Below are 16,148 nucleotides of genomic sequence, written 5' to 3'. Positions count from 1 at the left end.
CCGAAATTCCCGCCGCGGAAGGTCTGGAACCCGGATCGGACCGGGCAAAGGTGAGCGTTTGCGGGACGTGTCGCGATCGCCAGAAGACGTTGAGGTGAGGAAATACGGGACCAGGTTTGCGGTCACTTACGTGAAAAGCACGGTGGATGGGGGTGAGTCCGATCGGAAATTTACAATCCGGCTAGCGAATGGTGAGCGTTTTCGGGAGGTTCTGGATGCGGACCAGGATTAGGGGGCCGTGGCGGGTACCGGACTGAGGTGAGAAGTTTCGGGATCGGCGTGGCGGTCACGCGCTGCTTTATATGTACATCGTAAGTACCAGAATCGATTGGGGATTTTGTGCGGAGCCGCGATAGGTGAGGGTTTCCGGGAGATCGTACTTCAACCTCATATGGCTCACGGTTGCTGCCCGATACCAACATTGAGGTGAGCATTTTCGGGAGTCGGCGACGCGCTTTGGGCAGGTCGCTATTCGCAAAGTCCCGTTTTTCGCGATGTCCGGCGTGGTCAAGGTGAGCGTTTTCGGGAGTGTGGGCGCATCGGGCGTGTGATGCCTGCGCGGATCCCGCGTGAGTCACGGCTGGTGAGGTGTCCGCGGGGAGCGTCGGTCCGGTTGGCGTGGATGCTTGACGGTCGGCTCGGAGGCGCGATGTGATGGGCTTTCGCGGCCGGTCCGCACATCGGGCTTCGCCCGCGAAGCATAAGCTCGCATGTTCGCGGGTCGGGCGTTCGGCGTGATCGTGCCAGCCGGTTGGCGTCGCGAGCTACGCGCGCCACCTCAGCTTCGCGTGCTGGCTGCTGTGCGTTCGCCGCGCCACTCGACGCCCTGCACGTCCGCTAGGCCCGCTAAGCCCGCTAAGGCCCGCCCGCTAAGCCCGCTAAGCCCCGCTAAGCCCCGCTAAGCCCCGCTAAGCCCCGCTTGGCCCCGCTTGGCCCGCCACACCCACCCCGCGCCCCGCAAACGCGCGTCTCGGCGTTGCAGACTCAACCGATGGACATGCCGATTTCCGATGCGGGCCGACGCCACCCCCAAGCCGGACCACCCGCGAAATACATCCCCGGTTCGCCAGGCGGGTCGCCGGCCGTCCATTTTGGCGTCGCAAAATTACGACGTTCATCAAGGTGAGCCGATACGGGAGGCTGCAACCTTCGCAATCGACGGCCTCGTTGAGCGCGATTTTTCCAGATGCCGCGACAAGCAACGAACGAAGGAATCGACCGGAATTTTGACAGGTGAGTGTTTCCGGGACCGCTCGAGGTGAGTCGTGGCCCGTAAACCCGCATCACCAGGAAATGGTGAGGCACGCCCTATAGACGCACATCACCCCAGTCGGTATCCTTGCGCAAAATCCTCCTCGACCCGACGCATGGCCACGAAGCGCGCGAAGAAAACCGATGTGGTGAGCCCGAGTTCGGCTGAGTTGCGCAAGGCCGTCGAAGCCATCGCGATTCAGCCGAAGAGCGGCAAGATCACGCTGCTCACCCGCAAGCTGTTCAACGTGCTGCTGGCGGTCGCGCAGCAGGCGGACGAGTCCGGCGATACATACCGGGCGCTGCTGTCCGACATTGTGGCGAATTCGGCGTTCGATTCGAACGACACCGCGCTCGTCAAGGAACACCTGCGGCGGATGGTGTCGGTCCAGGTCGAATGGAGCACCGGGACATCGAGTCAGAAGCCCGGTCGCAAATGGGGCATCTCGACGCTGATCGCCGATGCCGAAATTCTCGAAGATCCGGCCACCCGTCGCGTGTGGGTCGAATTCTCGTTTGCGCCGAAAATCAAGAAAAAGCTGCTCGACCCTGTCCAGTACGCGCGGCTGAGCCTGCAGTTCCAGAGCCAGTTGCGCAGCAGCGCCGGCCTCGCGCTGTACGAGATCTGCGTGCGCTATCTGACCAACCCCAGCCATTTGACGATGCGCGAGTCGTGGGAATGGTGGCGGCCCATTCTGTCCGGTACGCCCGACACGGAAGCCGGTGACGAGGCAAAGCGCGAATACAAGTACTTCAAGCGCGACTACCTGCGGCCAGCCATTGCCGAGGTCAACGCCGTCACCAACATCTTTGTCGAACTGATCGAGCATCGCGAAGGCCGCCGTGTCGCTGAGATCCAGTTCCGCGTGACCGAGCGCAAGCAACCGATGCTGGCTCTTGACGAGCATCCGAATGTGTTCGACAGCACGCTCGTCGACCGGATGGTGAAGATCGGTATCCCGCTGAAAGAGGCGCAAACCCTTTACGCCGACAGCGAGGAAAACCGGATTCGCGCCGCGCTGCAGATGACCGAGCAGCGGATGCGCAGCACGACGCTTCCGCCCGTGCGCAGCGCGCCGGCGCTTTTCAAGGATGCGTTGAAGAAGGGCTACGCGCCGCCGGTCGAAGCGCTGCCGTCGGCAACGGGCGGCAAGGCTGTCGCGGTGCCTGCCGACGACCTGAAGGCGCGTCTGTTGAGCGAATATGCGGCGTACCGGCGCAAGGAAGCGCAGGCGCTCTACGAAGAACAGGGTGACTCCGAGCAGGCGCTTGCGCGCCAGTCATTCGAAGAAGACGAACTGCCCGCACTCGGCGCGCACATGCGCGACGACTGGCGCCGCCGCGGCCTCGATTCGAAGCTCGCCGAGACGGCATTCTTCGACTGGCTTGCCCGCAAGACCTGGGGCGAGCCGACGGACGGCGACCTGCTCTCCTTCACGTTGAGTCAATCGCGCGCCGCCTAATGGGCCTGATGGCTAGTCGCCATGTTCCGCGAAGTTTTAGTTTCACGAACAGCCCGTACGAAACGCGTGCCGGTGCGAGCGTCCGCACCGGTCACGGCGGTTCACCTTTGCGCTATTTCTTCTGCAACATCTTCTCGATCTGGTGAAGGATATCGTCGCGTTTCTCGCGCGACAGACCTCGCAAACGGAGTTCAATGCGATCGTCTCCGTATGACTTCAGATCGCCGACGGACACTCCATCAAACTTGATCTCGAGCCGCTGCGCGTAACGCTGGCGGCCGGCGGGCTTCGCGCTTTCCTGCGCGCTCGCCCTGCCCTTCACGATATCGGCGACCTGCCGGGTGCTGAGGTCATCGGACAAAATCTTGTTGATGAGGCGCAACGTGGCGTCGGTGCCGCGCGCCGAGTGATAGCGGCCGACCTGATAACCCATGTTCGAGCCGAATCGGTCGGGTCTCGCGACCATTTCCTGCATCACGACTTCAGGGAGCTTGGCGATCGATAGCGCGACGGCAACCGTCGACTCATCCAGTCCGAGATGCTCGGACAGTTCCTTCTGACTCTGGAAGTGCTTGTCATCGAGAAATCGCTTCCAGACGACCGCGTTGTCGAAGACCGTCTGTGAGTCGCGTTGAACATTCAGGTCGTAACCGAGCTTATAGCTCTGAATCCCGATGGGCAGATCGATCACGATCGCCTTCACGGATTCCTTGTTAGCTTCCTTCAGCGCCCGCACGCGTCGTCCGCCATCACTGACGAAGTAGGTGCCAGGATTGTCGTAGTCGGGAATGACGTGGATCGCTTGCTGCTGACCTTGCTTGGCAAGATTGACCGCGAGCTCTGCAATCGAAGACTTCAGATAAAAATGACGTGGGTTGAACGGGCTTGCCTTGATCGTTTTGAGCGCGAGTTCAATTACCTGTCCGGGACGGTACCCGTGCTCGGCGCGCCATGCACGGTATTGCGGCGATTCGCTAATGGCTTCGGCCGATTCGCCTTCGTTCGATGCCGGCGGAGCAATTGACTGGCTCGAGCGGCCGGCGACCTCGTTCATTTTGCGTGGGTCGTTCTGTACAAGGCCCTCGATTGCATTCAGTCGATCGAGTGCCGTGCGCTTCTCGCTGCTGGTTGTATCGGGGCGCGCTTGAAAGCCTTTGGCGAATTGGGAGGGTTTCATTCAGGGACCTTTATGCGCATAAATTCAGGGAAGCAGGGCGGCAATCTCGTCAGCACACGCTCGGATTTCCACGCTGGCGAGTTTGGCTCCGCGATCGTTCATTTGCAGTACCGTTTGCCCAAGGGCCATGGCCTGCTTGTACGCCTCGCGGGTAGGGATTTGTGTCTTGAGTAGCGGGAAGCCAAGCTCCTCCAGCGCGCGTTTGAGTTCGCGGGTGAGCATGCGTTTCTCTTCGGTTTTGTTCAGCAGGAATACCGCACGTAGGTCTTCGTTCATCACCTGTGCTTGCTGGATCAGCTTGACGAGTCCGACGCTGGACCAGTAGTCAGCAGGTGAAGACGACGTCGGAATAACCGCCACCGTCGCGGCCAGCAAAACGACGCCGGACACCTTCTCGGTAATTGAGGGCGGACAGTCGACGACGATCACGTCATAGTCGCCGATGAACTTCTTGATCTCGCGATGGATCTGTCCACCGGCTTCGGAGAGGTTGACGACCGGAAACGGGATGCCGGCGTCGCCATCGGACGAGGCACTGGCCCAGTGAACTAGCGTGTTCTGTCCGTCGGCATCGACGACGAGGACGCGTTTCCCCTTTTCATGAAAAGCGGCGCCGAGATGCATCGCGATCGTGCTCTTTCCGACACCGCCCTTTTGTTGTGTGACTGCGATGATTTCAGCTGCCAAGCTCCACCTCCCCGTTTTTGGACGCTGCTGAATTCTACCTTGATGTATTTTTGTTTCAATGCGTTTTGTCGTGACACTGCGACAGATTGGCCATTTGGCCTAGGTTTATGCGCATAAAGGAGTGGTGTGTTCGCATAGCCGTGCCGTTGACGCTCACTAGAGCGCGATCGGAATTCAGAGCCGAAAGCTAGGGGATAGGTGGTGGGAGTGGATCGTCGTGCCAAAGGCTTTAGTCGATGTCGAGTCCGGAAGCGTCAAATGGGCGACGCGTCGAGAACAGCGCCGCTAATAGCCGCTAGAGAATGGAAGATCGTTTCTTAAGCGCGAGGTCCTAAGCGCAGACGTGTGAAGGTGGACGATAGAGCGAGCCGATAGACCAAACCGTTAAACCGCACAGCCTTAACACCGACCACAACCGCTTTACGCCCCGCGCTCACGCTTAGGCGCGAGCGTCTTTATGCGCATAAAGTCCTGCGCTGACTCGCAAAGCGTAACGCCGCTAAAATCGCAACATCTCCCCCCTGTCCCGCCTTGCTGACCGAACACCAACGACGCAGGCCATCGACACCAGGAGCCTCACCGATGATCACGATCTACCACAACCCCCGCTGCTCGAAATCGAGGGGCGCATGCGAACTCGTCGACACGACCTTCAACGTCACTAACGATCCGGTCAAGATCGTGGAGTACCTGCGCGAGCCGCTGACGGTTGCGCTATTAAAGGAACTGAACCGTATGCTGGGTTGCTCGGTGCGGGAAATGATGCGCGACACCGAGCCCGAGTACAAACAGCTAGACCTTGGAGCGGACGACATGGACGACAATCAGCTATATGAGGCGATTGTCAAACATCCAATCCTGCTGCAACGCCCGATCCTCGTACGCAATGGGAAAGCGGTAATTGGCCGGCCACCGGAAAACGTCAAAGCGCTATTCGATAAATAAATCGAATAGCAACCTTTAGCAAAACAGTAGAAAATCAACCTCAGCCCTTCGCGACTTGCAACACCGCATCCTTCGTGACGATCTGACCAGGAATAATGCGAAGCTGCGTAAACGCATCTGCAATGCGTTGCTGCTCGGCCAGCACTTGCGCGTCGACGGGCCGATACACATGCGCGTAATGTCGAAGACTGGCGTCGATCACGCTTGCATCGAGGCCCTGGATCGGTGCAAGCTGCGCAGCCGCCTCCGCGTAGTGACCGCGCAGCCATTCGCCTTCCTTTCCGACTTCGTCGATTACTGCCGCGATGACCTCGCCATTTTCCTGCGCGTACGCACGTGCGCTCAAAAAGAACTGGTGATGACTGACGATGCCTTCGCCATCGGTTAGCAGTCGGGCGTTGGTTTGCCGCTTAGCCGCTTCGAGAAACGGATCCCAGATCGCCCATGCATCGACGGCACCGCGCTCAAACGCGGCGCGTGCATCGGCAGGCGGCAAGAACACGGGTTGAATATCGGTGTACTGCACGCCCGACTTTTGCAGTGCGGCGACCACGAACCAATGGACGTCGGAACCTTTGTTAAGTGCGATCTTTTTCCCCTTCAGATCGGCCACCGACTGTATCGGCACGTCGTGACGCACCAGAATGCCTTCCGCGTGCGGTGTCGGCACTTCATAGGCGGTATAGACGAAGTTCGCGCCGGCGGCTTGCGCGATCACCGGCGGTGCCTCGCCGACATAACCGAAGTCGATCGACCCGACGTTGAGGCCTTCGAGCAATTGCGGGCCCGCGGGGAATTCAGTCCATTTGACGGAGATGCCAAGCGGCGCGAACCGTTTTTCGAGGGTGCCGTGCGCCTTGAGCAAGACAAGTGTGCTCGCCGCTTTCTGATAGCCGATGCGGATCGCGTTCGCGCGCGCAACGGCAAGCGAGGGCAGCGCGGTCGCGGCCAATACGGCGCCGGCGCCGGCCAGAAACGCACGGCGCGTCAATGAGGAGTGACGGATCATGACGGGAAGTGGATGTCGACTTGACGAAGTACGGACGCAACGTGGACCGGTTGCGCTCAACGATAAGTCGCCCACGAGCCATCGCGAACCGATAAATTTGCATAAGCAAATCACGTCAAAGCGGCGCGCGCGACGCAAACTTCAATCGCCGCGCACTTATTCGCGCGTGCCGCGGTCGTCCACGTCGTCGATCCCGCTCATTGCGCGCGACGCCGCGCGCAGCAATCCGATGTGCTTGCGAAAGTTGCGGCACCCACTGCAGGTCGGCAGATGCGCACCGACAGCCAGCCATTCGAGTGCGCCGAGCCGTCGTTCGAGCGCGTCGGATAGCAGCCGCGTGATGTCCTTACATTTCCCCATGTACATCCCCGCTGGAAAGGCCTTTTTCGGTCAGGCACGTGCGCAACCGCAAGCGGGCGCGATAGATCAGCACGCTGCAGTGGTTCGCCGTCATTTCAAGCTCGCTGCAAATTTCGGTGGTCTCCAGATCGAGAAACTCGCGCATCATGAAGACGCGTCCAATCTGCTCGGGCAAAAGCTCGAGACACATTTCGAACAGCGTCCAGAACTGCTGCTGACGCAATGCCGTCTCGGGCGTGGGCCACGAACGCGGTTGCGCGTCGCGCGACCAATGCCCGTTGTCCTTGAACAGTTCGCGATCCAGCAATTCCTCCCCATCGAGTTCGTCGTCGAGCGCGGACAGGTTGATCGTGCGCTGCCGTGCACGCAGCGTATCGACCAGCTTGTGTCGCAGGATGCCGAATACCCATGTCTTGTGCTCCGATTGGCCGCCGAAACGGTCAGCCTGCGTCCATGCAGCGGCTAGCGCCTCCTGGACCGCATCTTCCGCAGCGGCGGCATCGCGCAGTTGAAGCCGGGCAAAACGTAACAGGTCGCGGCGCAACGTTGCCAGGTAAGCGGGATCGTTGAACGCTTGCTCATCGATCGTGGCTTTCATGCTTGCGCCCGCTGGTCAGCACGGCGTAAGGAGCGCAAACGCAAGGCTGCAAAAAAAACGCTGTGCCGAAACCAGCGGCTGTCGAGGTCGATCGTATTCATTCGCGGATGAAATAGGCACCCAGGCGGGCTTGGCGCCTATTCTCCCGCACGTTATCGCGCATGCGAATGAATTTTGCCGATCAATGCATGAATCAGACGGTCGGTCCAGACCCAGTTCAGTCGCACGGCGTGCGCAGTTATGACGAAGATGGCGGCGATATTCTGTTTTTCGCGGCGCGATGCCGGCAACCAGGCGCCCCAGGCGAGGCGCGCGTCACGAACTCTTACCACCGCCGTCGAGCCCGGCACCGGTCCGCCAAACGTTCTTGCCCTGCTCTGACAATTCGCCGCAGCTATGTTCGGCATCCGACTGGGTGTTGTCGACAGCCATCTCGCCGCCCGGCTGTTCCTGCGCTTTCTGCCGTTGCCCTTTGCGAGCCGCCACGGCTTCGTCATGTGATTTGCCTGATGAAATGCGGGTCATCTGTTAGTCCTCCGTATGAGTCGATGTAACTGACGCGCACCACGAGTCTCATGCCGCAATGTTTGCGCTACGCGACACGTGCGACCTGAAAAAGATTCGAGGAAGCATCGCGCGCTACGTTCAGCGTGACATCTGAAAGCATTGCACTGAGGAATGCGCGGTCCCCGGTACAAATTGCTTCTCGTTCGCGAGCCGACCGCAAGCTTGACTCGCAAGGAAAAGAGACGATTTATCCACAAGGTTCTCCACGAAAACTGTGGATAACACCGGTAGCAATCGACTTATCCACAGATCAATAACCAAAGCCTGAATCCCGGTAAGATGATTGGCGCGTGTCTTTTTGCGCGCCGCACCAACCGCAACACATCATAGGAACGACAACATGGCTTATCAGATTGCAGTCATTGTAGGCAGCCTGCGCCGGGAGTCTTTTAACCGCCAGCTTGCGCACGCACTCATCTCGCTGGCCCCCGCCGATTTCAAGTTCGAGTTCGTCGATATCGGCGGCCTGCCGCTGTACAACCAGGAATACGACGCGGACTTCCCCGAGTCCGCGCGCCAGTTCAAACGTCAGATTGAGTCCGCGGATGCGTTGCTGTTCGTCACCGCCGAGTACAACCGCTCGATTCCCGGCGTACTGAAAAACGCACTCGACTGGGGTTCGCGTCCGTGGGGCCACAGCTCGTGGACCGATAAGCCGGCTGCCGTCGCCGGCACATCGCCGGGCGCGATGGGGACCGCGTTGTCGCAACAGCATTTACGCAACGTGCTCGCGTATCTCGACGTGCATACGATGGGCCAGCCTGAAATGTTCATCAAACATGACGCTTCGCGAATCGATGCGAACGGCAAGATCATCAACGACGATACGCGCAAATTTCTGCAGAACTTCGTCGACACTTACGTAGGCTGGGTGAAAAGACATAAGGGCTGATCGGCTGATCGCGGCGCGCGACGTGCCGGTCCGATCGCGCGTTGATTCGCGCAAGCCAATAATTCCGTTTCAAGGCGAGCCGCGCGATGTAGACGGCGCCGCTGTCTGATGGAGTTCACCGCGCGGTCTTTGACAACCGCGCGGCCAGTAGTCTTGTCTTTAATGCTCGGTCAATGATGGTGATGGTGTCCCGTGACCCGCTCCCAGCCGTGCCGCACGGCGGCCTTGAAACGATCCCAGCTTCCCTCAGCTGCGGTGCGCTCCCAATCGTGCCGCGCTTCAAGCTCGACATCTTCCTCCCACGGGCGATCCTGATAACGCGTGTCGCGCCCCATCTGTGCCCCATAACGATAAGCCGGTACGTATTCGTCGTACCGCGCGCCTTCACGCGCGCGGTACTGTTCGTCGTAGTGCGTGCGGAAGTCCTCCTCGTACTCGAGGAATTCGTCCGGGATCGGCGCACCGAGGCCACTGCTGTCAGCCAGGTTCTGCCGCGCTTCGTACTCGTTCGTCATACCAGGAAGCTCCGTGGCGGTTTGGCCGCGCATGCCGGGGTCGCGTGTCGCTCGTTCGTCGGGCGTGCCGCTGCTGCGAACGGCGCTCGGATCCCCTCTGTTCCGGCCCGCTTCGCGTAGCACGCTTTCGTCGGGCGTGCCGCTGCTGAGAACAGCACTCGGGCCGCCTCTGCCCTGGTCGGGGTCGCGCACGACGCCTTCGTCGGGCATGATGCTGCTGCGAACAGCACCCGGGTCGCTTTTGCTGTGCCCCGTGCCGCGTACCGTTCCTTGATCGGGCGCGCCGCTGCTACGAGCAGCGCTCGGGTCTCTGTCCGGGCGGGCTGCACGAGCGGTGTCCGGCGGCGCATCCGCATCCGGTCCCATCTGCGGCGGCTGGTGCTCATCACGCACGCTACGATTCGTCGGCACGCCAAAGTCCGGCGCGCGCGTTTGTTGCGCGGCGCCTGTACTTTGTTGCGGTTCGCTACCCTGGACCGCTTCGCGTTGCCATAGGCCATGGCCTGGCAGACTCGTTGCACGGCCGATGTCCGAAGGATCGGACTGATATTGCGCGGCGCCCTGAACGGCTCGCGCCGGGTATGCGGAATCTTCGGCACGCTCAGGCGGCATGCTTGGTTTCGGCGAACTCTGTCGTGTCACCCCGGCAGCACCGGTGGCTTCCCGCTCGAAATCCGCACCTAACCCGCCCCCGGATACTCTCGAAAACTCATCGCGTGGCGGCGCAGATGGCGCAGGTGCAACCGGCCGCGCCGGCTGCACACCCGCCGACCTCGCCGCTTCCGCTTCCCGTATCGCCGCGTCGTCCAATTCGCGTCGTCCAGTGTCCGCCAGATCCGGTCGCAATACCGCGCCGGACCCGGGCGCACCGCCTGCGGCGATCGCAGTCCGCGCGGCCTCATCGTCGATCGGCGAATCGTGCGGCGGCGCATCCACACGTTCAAAGCGCCGTTCTTCCTCCATCGCGCGCAACGGCTCGCGCGGGGGCTGTGCCGCGGTCGGCAGCGCAGCCGGTCCGCCGATACCCAGTTCGTCGAGCATCGAATGTTCGCGTCGCGCCTGCTCGGCATGTCGAGCGTCATCGCGCTCCTGTGGCGAGACAAAGGGCCGCTCGCTGACGTCGCGTGCGCCGAGCCGCATCAACGTATTGTGCGCAAGTTCAGCGTGCGAGTCGGACGCCGCATCAATGGACACGAGCACTGCGCCGCGTCGCACCGCTTGCGTGTAGTGCTCGACGATCGGCTCACTGGCGGTCGCCCCCGAGGTCGAAAACAGACTCGCAAAAAAACGCTCGATGTTCGCGAGTACGCCTGGCGATTCGTCGGCGATCGCGTCCGACGCCGTTTCCGGATTCGCGCGCAGTTCGACTTCTTGAAAAGCGAAGCCGGACTCCATCAGCGCATTGCGCGCACCGTCCGCTTCCGCATACGTATTGAACAGGCCAAAGACCGTTTGTCGCATCGCTGCCTCCCGACGGTTCGCTTGAGCCGGCGGCGCCAGAGCGCGCCGTCTTCGCTCGCACACGCTAACCACAGACGCCGCAACGATCGTGCCGGGCGCGCATGTTCCGCGCCGGCCGCGTTGCGCAGCGCGCGCTTGCGCGACGCACGGTCGTGATACCCGCATCGCCGCGTCGGGCACGCGCGCAAGCGGCATCCGTCGAGCGGACGCCGCCTTTTTTACAACGCCCGGTAATGCGCGGCAGCGCCGCTCAATGGGTCGGATGCGCGGGCGAATGCGCGAGTTCCTGCTGCAGTGTCTGCAGGAATGTGTCGAGCAGCGCGATATCGAAGGGTTTCGGCAACACGTGCGCGTCCACGTGCCGCGCCCGGTCGAGTTCTTCCGCGTAGCCGGTCACGAGCACAACCGGCAGCTTTGTTTCGAAGCGCTGGATCGCTTCCGCGAGATCGATGCCGTTCAGTTTGCCCGGCATATGAATGTCGGAAATCACGAGGTCGAACGGCAACGGCTCGCCGCTCTTCGCGCGTTTGGCGCGCGCATCGTCGAGCAGGCGCATCGCGGTGTCCGCGTTGAATACACACGTCACTTCATGACCCATCATCTGCAACAGCGCTTCGGTGCCGGCTGCCACTTCGTCATTGTCTTCGACGAGCAGAATGCGCAGACCCTGCTGCATGTCGTTGCCGGCGACGACCGGCTCCGCCGGCGCCTCGACCTGCGTCGGCTCGCCGGTCGCGCGCGGCAGGTAAAGCCGCACCGACGTGCCCGCGCCGGTCGCGCTGTCGATCGCCGCGAGCCCGCCCGAGCGCTCGCAAAACGCGAACACCTGTGGCAAGCCAAGGCCGGTGCCCATGCCCTTCGGTTTGGTCGTGAAGAGTGGTTCGAATGCGCGCGACAGCACGTCGGGCGGCATGCCGACGCCGGTGTCTTCGAGCGATAGTTGCACAAAGTCGCCGGTCAGCGGAAAGCCGTCTTCGTGACGAAACGTGATGTTGCGCGCCCGCACCATGAAGCGTCCGCCGCTCGGCATCGCATCGCGCGCATTGACCGCGACGTTGATCAACGCGAGCTCGAGCTCCGCGACATCGACGCGAATCGGCCACACGCCAACGCCAATGTCCATCACAAGCGACACCTTCGCGCCGAGCGACGCGCGCAGCAGTTCGCGGCAGCCCGGCAACCAGCGCTCGATCGCAAGCGTCTCGTTGAGCAGCGGCTGCTTGCGTGCAACACCGAGCAACTGGCGCGTGAGCGACTGGCCGCTCTTCAGCGCACGTTCGATTGCCGACACTTCGCGATCGAATCCGGCCGCCTTGCTTCTACGCAGAATCTGCACGTTCGCCGACACGATCATCAGCAGATTGTTGAAGTCATGCGCGACGCTGCCGACCAGGTTGCCGAGCGCTTCCATCTTGCGCGATTGCCGGTACGCGGATTCGATCGACCGACGCATCGATGCTTCGGCCTGCCACCGTTCCCACGCTTCCTCTTCCGCGGCAAGGCGTTTCAGCGACACCCAGATCACGCACCACAGCACGACCGACGGCACGAACATCGCGAGAATCAGGACGCTCAAATGCCGGTACCACGCGGCCCAGATCGCCGACATGCGATAACCGCACGCGACGTACACCGGATAGGAACCGACGCGCCGGAACGCGACGATCTGCTTGTCGCCGTACATCATCGAATGCACTCTGACCACGCCCGCGCGCCGGCCTTCGGCAAGCGCTTCCGTGAACGGCGAGCGCTGCGGTTCGGCGGCGGCTCTGGGGCTGGGTGGATAGTGTGCGAGCACGGCGCCGTCGGTGCGGGTCAGGCCCATTGTCATCGGCGCGCCGATACCGCCAAGCAGATCGTGGTAGAAATCGCTGAAATACGCGGAGCGCAGCGCAACCGACACGATGCCCGCAAACGCGTTCGTGTCGTCACGGCGCGCGACGCCGGTGTTGAACACGATTTCGCCATCGGCCGCGCCGCCGGTCATTACCTTCGATACATGCTCGATCACGCTGCCGTTGCGGATGCCGATGAAATCGTCACGCGCGGCAATCGACATCGGTGGCGCCGGATAGAAGCGGCTACTGGCAAGCAACGTCCCTTCGCTACTGAAGATCGACATCGACGCGACTTGCGGGTAGCCGCCGCCGATCGAATCCAGCTTGTCGTGAATCTGCGCTTCGCGCGCGCGAATGCCGGCGTCGTCGAGGCCTTGCACCAGATCGACGACGCGCTCGTCGAGCGCCTCGTTCATATCGAACACTTTTAGCGCGTGCTCTTCCGCGACGCGCACGGTGCGCAACGTCAGGTCGGTCGCTTCCGCTTCGCGGGTGTGAAAGTCGTTGAACGCCATCACCGCCACGAACACGCACGGCAGAATGATGGCCGCCACCAGCAGCGCGATCAGCGTGATGCGCCGCACCGCGAAATTGTGTTCGGGGACGGCGGGGAATACGGTCTCTTCCGGCCGGCCGCCGGTGCCGCGGGATTCTTGAGCCGGTTCGCGCCGATCAGAAGTCATGGAGGACACCGCGGCAAGAGTCGGGAAGGGCGTGCACGACGTTTACTATCATAAGGCGGCCAGCGGCCATTACCGCGGCTCGGACAGCGTTCGGCGAGCGCGAACGCCCATGAAACAGTGACAAATCCGGAAGCGCAAACGTACACAAAAGCATATTCGGCGACATTTCATTCAGTAATAGTTAAAACGCCCCGATAAAACCGGTCATTTGAGTGACTTTTGATCGTGTAACCCCAATTTGGCGAGTTGCCTTTTCGCCAGTTTGATTCGAAAATCGCCTCCCAGACAATCAATGCGCTCGCCATGTCCGGGCGCAATAGCGCGAGGGCGCCCCGACATCCCAACCAAACGAGACGAAAGGGTCGTTCAATTGCCAGCGTCGCGGCACGGCATGCATTACGCCCGTCTTGCCGCGACGATTCTGCTACGGGGTGGGGTTCGAAAAATGCCGGCCATTATCGTCTTTCGACGCGCACTCGGGTTTTCTCACGTGCGCCGATTCTGCCCCGCGCAGCGCCGCACCCATTTGCCCTTTTTGTGCGCCCGACGTCATGGGGCGCGCGGCAGCATTTCACCTGTACGACAGCAAACGGCCAGCCGCTAAAGAACCGCCGGCAGCCGCCGATAATACGCACGAGACAATTCCGTTTACCGATTGATTTGCCGCTATGCCTTTGCCCATCGTGATCGCTGACGATTCGCTGCTCGCCCGGAAAGTGCTGACGAAAGCGCTGCCGGCGGACTGGGACGTCGAGATCACGTACGCGTCGAACGGCCGCGAAGCACTCGCACTGTACCGCGCCGGCAAGGCATCGGTGATGTTTCTCGACCTGACGATGCCGGATATGACGGGCTATCAGGTGCTGGAAGCGCTGCAGCACGAAGATCTGAATACTTTCGTGATCGTCGTGTCCGCGGACATCCAGCCGATGGCGCAGGAACGCGTACGCACACTGGGCGCGCTCGCCTTCATTCCGAAGCCCGTGACCCCCGAGGCGGTCCTACCCATCCTCAAGGAGTACGGCTTGTATGGCTGAGCCAGTTCTCAACGAAGACCAGCGCGACGCGCTGCAGGAGGTCGCGAATCTCGCGATGGGACAGGCCGCGCAGCGTCTCGCGCTGCTGCTCGACGCGTTTATCGAACTGTCGGTGCCGCGCGTGCGGGTGGTCGCGGTGCGCGACGCGGCGGACGCGTTGCGCGAGATGACCGGCATCAGCGAGACGGTGGCGGCGGTGCGCCAGGGATTCCGCTCGGACATCAAGGGCGAGGCGCTCGTGATCTGCAAGAGCGGTAACGTTCAGCAACTGTGCGCGCTGGTCAGCGATCCGTACGCCAAATCCGCGTACGAGGCGACGACCGAGGAAGAGCTGATTTTCGATATCGCAAATCTGCTGACCGGCGCGTGCGTGTCGTCGATCTTCGAGCAGCTTGGCCGCGCGCCGGTGTTCACCGCCCCTGGCATGCTCGGCCTCACGATGTCCCTTGACGACGTGTTCCAGCCGAAGGTGCTGGCCTGGAGCGTCGCGCTGCTAGTCGAAGTGAACTTCTCGCTGGAAGACCAGAGTTTTCGCGCGCATCTCGTGATGTTGATGGCTGAAGACTCGATCCGGCATATCCATCACGCCCTTGACGCGTTGTTGTCCAGCCTATGAATGTCTCGACTGCCTCTTTGAGCGATCTCGTGGTGGAACGCGTCGGCTTCGGCATTTTCGTGCTCGACCGGCAAATGAACGTGCTGATGTGGAACCGCTTCATGCAGGACCACAGCGGTTTGTCGGCGGAGCAGGTGGTCGGCAAGTCGATTTTCGCGAGCTTCCCGGAACTACCGCGCGTCTGGCTCACGCGCAAGCTCGAGAGCGTTTTCCAGCTCGGCAGCTTCGCGTTCAGCTCGTGGGAGCAGCGGCCGTATCTGTTCAAGTTCGACCATGACCGGCCGATTACCGGCGGCGTCGACTTCATGCAGCAGGACTGCACGTTCATGCCGTTGATGCGCGATCGCGAAGTCGAGGCAGTCTGTGTGACGGTATCGGACGTGACGCATGTGAGCATCGTGCAGCGCGAACGCGAAGAAGCGGTCGCCAAGCTGCAGGAGTACGCGGACCGCGACGGCCTGACCGGTATTGCGAACCGGCGCTACTTCGAAGCGCGGCTGCGCGACGAATACACGCGCTGGCAGCGTTATGGCGGGGACCTGTCCATCCTGCTGTTCGATCTGGACCATTTCAAGAAAATCAACGATCAGTTCGGGCACGTCGCCGGCGATTCCGTGCTCCGCGAGATGGCGCAACGCGTGGCCGGCGTGGTGCGCGTGCAGGATACGTTCGGGCGCTTTGGCGGCGAGGAGTTCGCGCTGTTGCTGCCGTGTACGCCGCTCGAGGACGCGATGCTGGTGGCTGAAAAAATTCGCAACACGATCGGCGACACGCCGGTCGACGTGCAAGGCGTCAGCGTGCCGGTTACCGCAAGCGTCGGCGGCGCGTCGGCGCGTACTGGCGTACCGGCTTACGAAGCGCTGATCAACGAGGCCGATGCGGCCCTCTACACAGCGAAACGGCAAGGGCGCAACCGCTCGATCGCATTCATCTGATGCTTGAGCCACGGCGGCTGCGGCGGGGCTGGCCGCGCGGATCGCGGCGGGCGCTCTGCCTGCGGCCGACTGTTTAGCGGCGGCTTACGAGGGCTGGTATACTTTCGCCCGATC

Annotated in this window: 14 protein-coding genes; 6 read left to right on the top strand and 8 right to left on the bottom strand. The window is 61.7% G+C overall.

Annotation, left to right across the window (positions count from 1 at the left end):
* Window positions 1–1,367: 1,367 nt before the first annotated feature.
* Window positions 1,368–2,714, top strand: coding sequence for a replication initiation protein (locus tag BX592_RS01610; protein WP_134189884.1), 1,347 nt, complete (start codon window positions 1,368–1,370; stop codon window positions 2,712–2,714).
* Between the two features lie 112 nt (window positions 2,715–2,826).
* Here the strand turns inward: BX592_RS01610 and BX592_RS01605 are convergent, their stop codons facing one another.
* Window positions 2,827–3,891, bottom strand: coding sequence for a ParB/RepB/Spo0J family partition protein (locus BX592_RS01605; RefSeq protein ID WP_134189883.1), 1,065 nt, complete (start codon window positions 3,889–3,891; stop codon window positions 2,827–2,829).
* 24 nt (window positions 3,892–3,915) lie between these two features.
* The gene (parA, locus tag BX592_RS01600) at window positions 3,916–4,578 is read right to left on the bottom strand and encodes a ParA family partition ATPase (RefSeq protein ID WP_134189882.1); all 663 of its coding nucleotides are present in this window, start codon (window positions 4,576–4,578) and stop codon (window positions 3,916–3,918) included.
* A 582-nt stretch (window positions 4,579–5,160) separates the two neighbouring features.
* Between parA and arsC the strand changes: the two genes are divergently transcribed.
* Window positions 5,161–5,523, top strand: a complete 363-nt coding sequence (gene arsC / locus BX592_RS01595) for an arsenate reductase (glutaredoxin) (protein ID WP_134189881.1) — start codon at window positions 5,161–5,163, stop codon at window positions 5,521–5,523.
* Window positions 5,524–5,563: 40 nt separating this feature from the next.
* On the opposite strand, the gene BX592_RS01590 is transcribed toward arsC, so the two are convergent.
* The 4 genes from BX592_RS01590 to BX592_RS01575 form a co-directional block, all read right to left on the bottom strand.
* Window positions 5,564–6,532, bottom strand: a complete 969-nt coding sequence (locus BX592_RS01590; protein WP_134189880.1) for a sulfonate ABC transporter substrate-binding protein — start codon at window positions 6,530–6,532, stop codon at window positions 5,564–5,566.
* A gap of 156 nt (window positions 6,533–6,688) precedes the next feature.
* Complete coding sequence (locus BX592_RS01585) at window positions 6,689–6,892, bottom strand: zf-HC2 domain-containing protein (RefSeq protein ID WP_134189879.1); 204 nt, start codon at window positions 6,890–6,892, stop codon at window positions 6,689–6,691.
* Complete coding sequence (locus tag BX592_RS01580; RefSeq protein ID WP_134189878.1) at window positions 6,879–7,490, bottom strand: RNA polymerase factor sigma-70; 612 nt, start codon at window positions 7,488–7,490, stop codon at window positions 6,879–6,881. Before BX592_RS01580 ends, BX592_RS01585 begins: the two co-directional genes overlap by 14 nt.
* Before the next feature lie 315 nt (window positions 7,491–7,805).
* Window positions 7,806–8,015 (bottom strand): hypothetical protein, encoded by a 210-nt coding sequence (locus BX592_RS01575; RefSeq protein WP_134189877.1) that lies wholly within the window; start codon window positions 8,013–8,015, stop codon window positions 7,806–7,808.
* Between the two features lie 382 nt (window positions 8,016–8,397).
* Between BX592_RS01575 and BX592_RS01570 the strand changes: the two genes are divergently transcribed.
* Window positions 8,398–8,949, top strand: coding sequence for an NADPH-dependent FMN reductase (locus BX592_RS01570; RefSeq protein WP_134189876.1), 552 nt, complete (start codon window positions 8,398–8,400; stop codon window positions 8,947–8,949).
* 170 nt (window positions 8,950–9,119) lie between these two features.
* Here BX592_RS01570 and BX592_RS35100 read toward each other — a convergent pair whose 3' ends face one another.
* Window positions 9,120–10,925, bottom strand: a complete 1,806-nt coding sequence (locus BX592_RS35100; RefSeq protein WP_377681574.1) for a hypothetical protein — start codon at window positions 10,923–10,925, stop codon at window positions 9,120–9,122.
* 250 nt (window positions 10,926–11,175) lie between these two features.
* Window positions 11,176–13,446, bottom strand: coding sequence for a hybrid sensor histidine kinase/response regulator (locus BX592_RS01560; protein ID WP_134189875.1), 2,271 nt, complete (start codon window positions 13,444–13,446; stop codon window positions 11,176–11,178).
* 668 nt (window positions 13,447–14,114) lie between these two features.
* On the opposite strand from BX592_RS01560, the gene BX592_RS01555 reads away from it, so the two are divergent.
* Genes BX592_RS01555 through BX592_RS01545 form a run of 3 tightly spaced genes read left to right on the top strand, consistent with a single transcriptional unit; the run spans window position 14,115 to window position 16,034 of the window.
* Window positions 14,115–14,483 carry a response regulator gene (locus BX592_RS01555; RefSeq protein WP_134189874.1) on the top strand — a complete coding sequence of 123 codons (369 nt, stop codon included), beginning with the start codon at window positions 14,115–14,117 and terminating at the stop codon, window positions 14,481–14,483.
* Window positions 14,476–15,099 carry a chemotaxis protein CheC gene (locus BX592_RS01550; RefSeq protein ID WP_134189873.1) on the top strand — a complete coding sequence of 208 codons (624 nt, stop codon included), beginning with the start codon at window positions 14,476–14,478 and terminating at the stop codon, window positions 15,097–15,099. The genes BX592_RS01555 and BX592_RS01550 overlap by 8 nt, the downstream gene beginning before the upstream one ends.
* Window positions 15,096–16,034, top strand: a complete 939-nt coding sequence (locus BX592_RS01545; protein ID WP_134189872.1) for a sensor domain-containing diguanylate cyclase — start codon at window positions 15,096–15,098, stop codon at window positions 16,032–16,034. The genes BX592_RS01550 and BX592_RS01545 overlap by 4 nt, the downstream gene beginning before the upstream one ends.
* Window positions 16,035–16,148: the final 114 nt, after the last annotated feature.

This window comes from Paraburkholderia rhizosphaerae (genome assembly GCF_004366595.1).
In the GTDB taxonomy this organism is placed as follows: Bacteria; Pseudomonadota; Gammaproteobacteria; order Burkholderiales; family Burkholderiaceae; genus Paraburkholderia; species Paraburkholderia rhizosphaerae.
The sequence above is the reverse complement of the archived record's forward strand: the minus strand, read 5'-3'. Positions and strand labels throughout refer to the sequence as shown.

Excerpts from the sequence above, each read along its gene's own strand:
- BX592_RS01610 (WP_134189884.1), top strand. The coding sequence starts at position 1,368 with ATGGCCACGAAGCGCGCGAAGAAAACCGATGTGGTGAGCCCGAGTTCG.
- BX592_RS01605 (WP_134189883.1), bottom strand. The coding sequence starts at position 3,891 with ATGAAACCCTCCCAATTCGCCAAAGGCTTTCAAGCGCGCCCCGATACA.
- arsC (WP_134189881.1), top strand. The coding sequence starts at position 5,161 with ATGATCACGATCTACCACAACCCCCGCTGCTCGAAATCGAGGGGCGCA.
- BX592_RS01590 (WP_134189880.1), bottom strand. The coding sequence starts at position 6,532 with ATGATCCGTCACTCCTCATTGACGCGCCGTGCGTTTCTGGCCGGCGCC.
- BX592_RS01585 (WP_134189879.1), bottom strand. The coding sequence starts at position 6,892 with ATGGGGAAATGTAAGGACATCACGCGGCTGCTATCCGACGCGCTCGAA.
- BX592_RS01580 (WP_134189878.1), bottom strand. The coding sequence starts at position 7,490 with ATGAAAGCCACGATCGATGAGCAAGCGTTCAACGATCCCGCTTACCTG.
- BX592_RS01575 (WP_134189877.1), bottom strand. The coding sequence starts at position 8,015 with ATGACCCGCATTTCATCAGGCAAATCACATGACGAAGCCGTGGCGGCT.
- BX592_RS01570 (WP_134189876.1), top strand. The coding sequence starts at position 8,398 with ATGGCTTATCAGATTGCAGTCATTGTAGGCAGCCTGCGCCGGGAGTCT.
- BX592_RS35100 (WP_377681574.1), bottom strand. The coding sequence starts at position 10,925 with ATGCGACAAACGGTCTTTGGCCTGTTCAATACGTATGCGGAAGCGGAC.
- BX592_RS01560 (WP_134189875.1), bottom strand. The coding sequence starts at position 13,446 with ATGACTTCTGATCGGCGCGAACCGGCTCAAGAATCCCGCGGCACCGGC.
- BX592_RS01555 (WP_134189874.1), top strand. The coding sequence starts at position 14,115 with ATGCCTTTGCCCATCGTGATCGCTGACGATTCGCTGCTCGCCCGGAAA.
- BX592_RS01550 (WP_134189873.1), top strand. The coding sequence starts at position 14,476 with ATGGCTGAGCCAGTTCTCAACGAAGACCAGCGCGACGCGCTGCAGGAG.
- BX592_RS01545 (WP_134189872.1), top strand. The coding sequence starts at position 15,096 with ATGAATGTCTCGACTGCCTCTTTGAGCGATCTCGTGGTGGAACGCGTC.